Below are 3,961 nucleotides of genomic sequence, written 5' to 3' on the forward strand. Positions count from 1 at the left end.
TTCCTTGCCAAACTGAAAGCCGCCCGCGAAGCACAAATCAAAAAGAAATAATTTTCCCTGCAAACAACGCCGCTCCCCCCAATATGCTAAAATGGAATTATGATAGGGTATTTAAGAGGCGAAGTGTTGGAAGTGCGCGAAGACAGCGTGCTGATTTTATGCGGCGGCATTGGGTATGAGGTAAACCTGGCCCATTCTTCCGCGTTGGAAATTGAAGCCGGGAAAGAGATTTCCTTATATATAGCGGAGTCTTTCTCCCAATTTGACGGCCCCGTTTTATACGGCTTTTTATCTAAAGAGGACAAAGCCCTCTGGCTCCTGTTCAAAACGTCTATTCCCAATACAGGGGCCAAAAAAGCCCTGGAATTTTTGAACAAAGCCCTGCGCAGTGTGGCCGATTTTCACCGTGCCATCACCTCGCGCGACCCTAAAATTTTAACCGGCATTTTTGGCTTTACCGCCAAAACGGCCGAAAAATTAATTGCCTCCTTAAAAGATAAAATGGATGCAGTTTCCGTGCAAGGCGAAAGCAAAATTAAAGTGGTGGACGAAGCCCCCTATTTAAGCGGTGTATTGGAAGCCTTAACCGCGCTGGGCTATTCCGCCGCCGAATCCCGCCGCGCCATGGAAAAACTCCACACCGCGGGCATTAACCCCAACGGCAAGGTGGAAGACATCATTAAAGAAGCCCTGCGCGTACTGAAAAAATGAGCAACCAAAACGATATTTTAGATGTAAAACAATTAAGCGAAGAATCCGGCGGGCTGGAAGCGGCCCTGCGCCCGGGCTCTTTGGACGAATTCGTCGGCCAGGACAAACTGAAATCCAACCTGCGCGTTTTTATAGAGGCCGCCCGCTCCCGCGGGGAGGCGCTGGACCACTGCCTTTTTTATGCGCCGCCCGGCCTGGGCAAAACCACGCTGGCCAATATTTTAGCTAAAGAAATGGGCGTTAATATCAAAGTGACGTCCGGCCCGGTGTTGGCCCGCCCCGGGGATTTGGCCGCCATGCTCACCACGGAACTTTCCGACGGCGATATTTTATTTATTGACGAAATCCACCGCCTAAACCCGGCCGTGGAAGAAGCCCTTTACCCGGCCATGGAAGACTTTACCTTTTTTATTAACACCGGCAAAGGCGCCGGCTCCACCACCTTAAAACTGGCCGTACCCAAATTTACGTTGGTGGGAGCTACCACGCGCTCCGGGCTCCTTACCGGCCCGCTGCGCGACCGCTTTGGCATTGTGTTTAATTTGGGGTTTTATGAAATCCCCGAAATTACGGATATTCTGGCCCGCTCCGCCCGCCTGTTAAACATAGCGGCCGACCGCGCGGGCCTTACGGAGCTGGCCCAACGCTCCCGCGGCACCCCGCGTATTGCCAACCGCCTGTTGCGCCGCGCGCGGGACTTTGCCCAAGTGAAAGGGCAAGGCGTTATCACGCACGATATTGCCAAACTGGCTATGGATTCCCTGGATATTGATTGCGAGGGGTTAGACAGCGTGGATAAACGCATTTTGGAAGCCCTGATAGACCGCTTTTCCGGCGGGCCTGTGGGGGTGGAAAATTTGGCGATTGCCGTTTCCGAATCCATTGACACGCTGACGGATGCCATTGAGCCCTATTTAATTAAAGCCGGGTTTATTGCGCGTACCCCGCGCGGGCGGATTGCCACCCCCAAAGCCTATGCGCATTTAGGGCGTAAACCGTCGGGCGATTTACTGTTTTAATATGAAAAACCGCGCGTTGTTATTCTTTGTTGTAGCAAGCACTTTACTGGCGGGAGCCTGTGCCGCGCCGTCCATGCGTTATAGGCACGCGGGCGGGGCGTTGGGCTCGGCCGCCGAAGAACCGCAAAAAGGCCCGGTTGTGCGCGTTTTACTGGCCGAAAAACAACGCAAAGCCACTTTCAAAAATACAGGGCGGGTGTATATTTACACGCAAGACCGCACGCAAAAATTCAAACTTTCCCACGCGGGCAGTTTTGCGGTACAGGCATTAGGCGCGGGCAAAATTCAAGCCGGAACCCTGCAAAGCGCGCAAGCCGTTATTTTGGAGCCTGCCTCCGGGAGCCCGCTTACTTTTAACGGAAATTCTTTTACGGGGCGCGTGCGGATTGTGCCGGACGGCAACGTCTTTCACGTTGTGGAATATGCGCCGCTGGAAGAATATTTAATCGGCGTTTTACCGTACGAAATGAGCCACACCTGGCCGCCGGAAGCCCTCAAAGCGCAAGCGGTAGCCGCCCGCACCTATACCCTAAAAAGCATGGAAACCACCGGCAAACGCTATTTTGATTTATATAGCGACGTCCGCAGCCAAATGTATAAAGGCTCCGGCAAAAAATATCCGTCGGTGCAAAAAGCGGTGCAGGCCACCCAAGGCCAAATTTTAACGTACCAAAATAAACTTTTTTACACCTATTATCACGGCAACTGCGGCGGCGCGACGGACAGCGTCACCAGTTGGAACCCCGGCTCCGCCGCCATTAAGCCGCTTTCCGGCGCCAAATGCGGTTATGACAAGCACTCCAAAAACTATGCCTGGCAGATGACGGTTCCCCGCGCCAAGGTGGAAGCGTACGCCGCCTCTATCGGCCTGGCGGGCAAATTAAAAGCGGTGTCCGTTTCCCGCAAAACAGGCACCGGCCGCGCCACCAATTTAACGGTTAAAACGGCCAAAGGCTCCAAAAATGTGGCGTGCGGCAAATTCCGCGCCGCCACCGGGCTAAAAAGTTGCAAAATAAACAAAATTTCCGTGCGCAAAAAAGACGTGCTTTTTAAGGGGCGCGGCAGTGGGCACGGCGTGGGCATGTGCCAAGACGGCGCCTACGGCATGGCCAAAGACGGCAAAAACTATAAACAGATTTTGAAAAAATATTACCCCGGGGCCCAACTCACCCCGCTAAAGGAAGATTAACATGGCATTTGAACGCTTCAAAAAATTAGATTTAGACCCGCTTATTGCAAAACAACCCGCCACCCCGCGGGATTCCGCGCGCCAAATGGTGCTTCACCGTGATACGCACACCATTGAACACCGCATTTTCCGCGATATGCACGAATACCTAAACCCCGGCGATACGTTGGTAATTAACAATACCAAAGTGTTCCCCGCCAAATTATTTGCGCACAAACCCACCGGGGGAAAAGTGGAAGTATTGCTCGTACGCCCGACGGTCAACAGCCGCACCTGGGCGGTACTCACGCGGGATTATAAAGAGGGGATTACGTTGGATTTTGGCGACGGCTTACTGGCTAAAGTGCTGGGCAAAACGGAAAATAACGAGGCCGTTTTGGAGTTTAATACGGATGACCTAATGCCCTTTTGCAACGCGCACGGCCTAATGCCCTTGCCGCAATACATAGAAAAAGCCCGCAAACACAGCGGCCTTTCCCCCAGTATTGCTACCGATAAAGAGCGCTACCAAACCGTTTATGCCAAATACAACGGCTCTATTGCCGCGCCGACGGCGGGTTTCCACTTTACGCCGGAACTGTTGCAAAAGCTGAAAGATAAAGGCGTAAATATCGCTTACATTACGTTGCATGTGGGTTGGGGCACGTTTAAGCCTTTGCGCGGGGAGCCGCAACAGCACCACATGTTAGCGGAGCTGGGCGAAATTTCGCCCGAAACGGCCGAGATAGTAAATGCCACCCACGCCCAAGGAAAGCGGGTTTTTTCCGTCGGCACCACCAGCACCCGCACGCTGGAAAGTTTTACGGACGAAAACCGCCACACATCCGCCGGCAAGAAATGGACGGATTTGTTTATTTATCCCGGGTATAAATTCAAGGCCATTGATTGCCTGATTACTAACTTTCACTTCCCGGATTCCACCCCCCTGTGCATGACCAGCGCATTTGCCGGGGAAGACTTTATTTACGAAGCCTACCTGCAAGCGGTGGAAAAGAAATACCGTTTCTACTCGTTTGGGGACAGTATGATGATTTTATAGCGC

Annotated in this window: 4 protein-coding genes; all 4 read left to right on the forward strand. The window is 52.7% G+C overall.

From position 1 onward, the window contains the following. The first annotated feature begins 99 nt into the window (after nucleotides 1-99). From ruvA to queA, 4 genes are read left to right on the forward strand one after another with little or no spacing between them, the layout of a single operon-like run. A complete protein-coding gene (gene ruvA / locus ACQY18_RS06385) occupies nucleotides 100-711 on the forward strand; it encodes a Holliday junction branch migration protein RuvA (protein WP_428039265.1) in 612 nt (203 codons plus the stop codon). After that, a complete protein-coding gene (ruvB, locus tag ACQY18_RS06390; protein WP_176777333.1) occupies nucleotides 708-1,730 on the forward strand; it encodes a Holliday junction branch migration DNA helicase RuvB in 1,023 nt (340 codons plus the stop codon). The genes ruvA and ruvB overlap by 4 nt, the downstream gene beginning before the upstream one ends. A gap of 1 nt (nucleotide 1,731) precedes the next feature. Then, complete coding sequence (locus tag ACQY18_RS06395) at nucleotides 1,732-2,919, forward strand: SpoIID/LytB domain-containing protein (protein ID WP_428039266.1); 1,188 nt, start codon at nucleotides 1,732-1,734, stop codon at nucleotides 2,917-2,919. 1 nt (nucleotide 2,920) lies between these two features. Next, nucleotides 2,921-3,958, forward strand: coding sequence for a tRNA preQ1(34) S-adenosylmethionine ribosyltransferase-isomerase QueA (gene queA / locus ACQY18_RS06400; protein ID WP_176777335.1), 1,038 nt, complete (start codon nucleotides 2,921-2,923; stop codon nucleotides 3,956-3,958). Nucleotides 3,959-3,961: the final 3 nt, after the last annotated feature.

The sequence above is a fragment of the Candidatus Avelusimicrobium faecicola genome (assembly GCA_900540405.1).
GTDB classification, from domain to species: domain Bacteria; phylum Elusimicrobiota; class Elusimicrobia; order Elusimicrobiales; family Elusimicrobiaceae; genus Avelusimicrobium; species Avelusimicrobium faecicola.

Excerpts from the sequence above, each read along its gene's own strand:
- ruvB (WP_176777333.1), top strand. The coding sequence starts at position 708 with ATGAGCAACCAAAACGATATTTTAGATGTAAAACAATTAAGCGAAGAA.
- ACQY18_RS06395 (WP_428039266.1), top strand. The coding sequence starts at position 1,732 with ATGAAAAACCGCGCGTTGTTATTCTTTGTTGTAGCAAGCACTTTACTG.
- ruvA (WP_428039265.1), top strand. The coding sequence starts at position 100 with ATGATAGGGTATTTAAGAGGCGAAGTGTTGGAAGTGCGCGAAGACAGC.
- queA (WP_176777335.1), top strand. The coding sequence starts at position 2,921 with ATGGCATTTGAACGCTTCAAAAAATTAGATTTAGACCCGCTTATTGCA.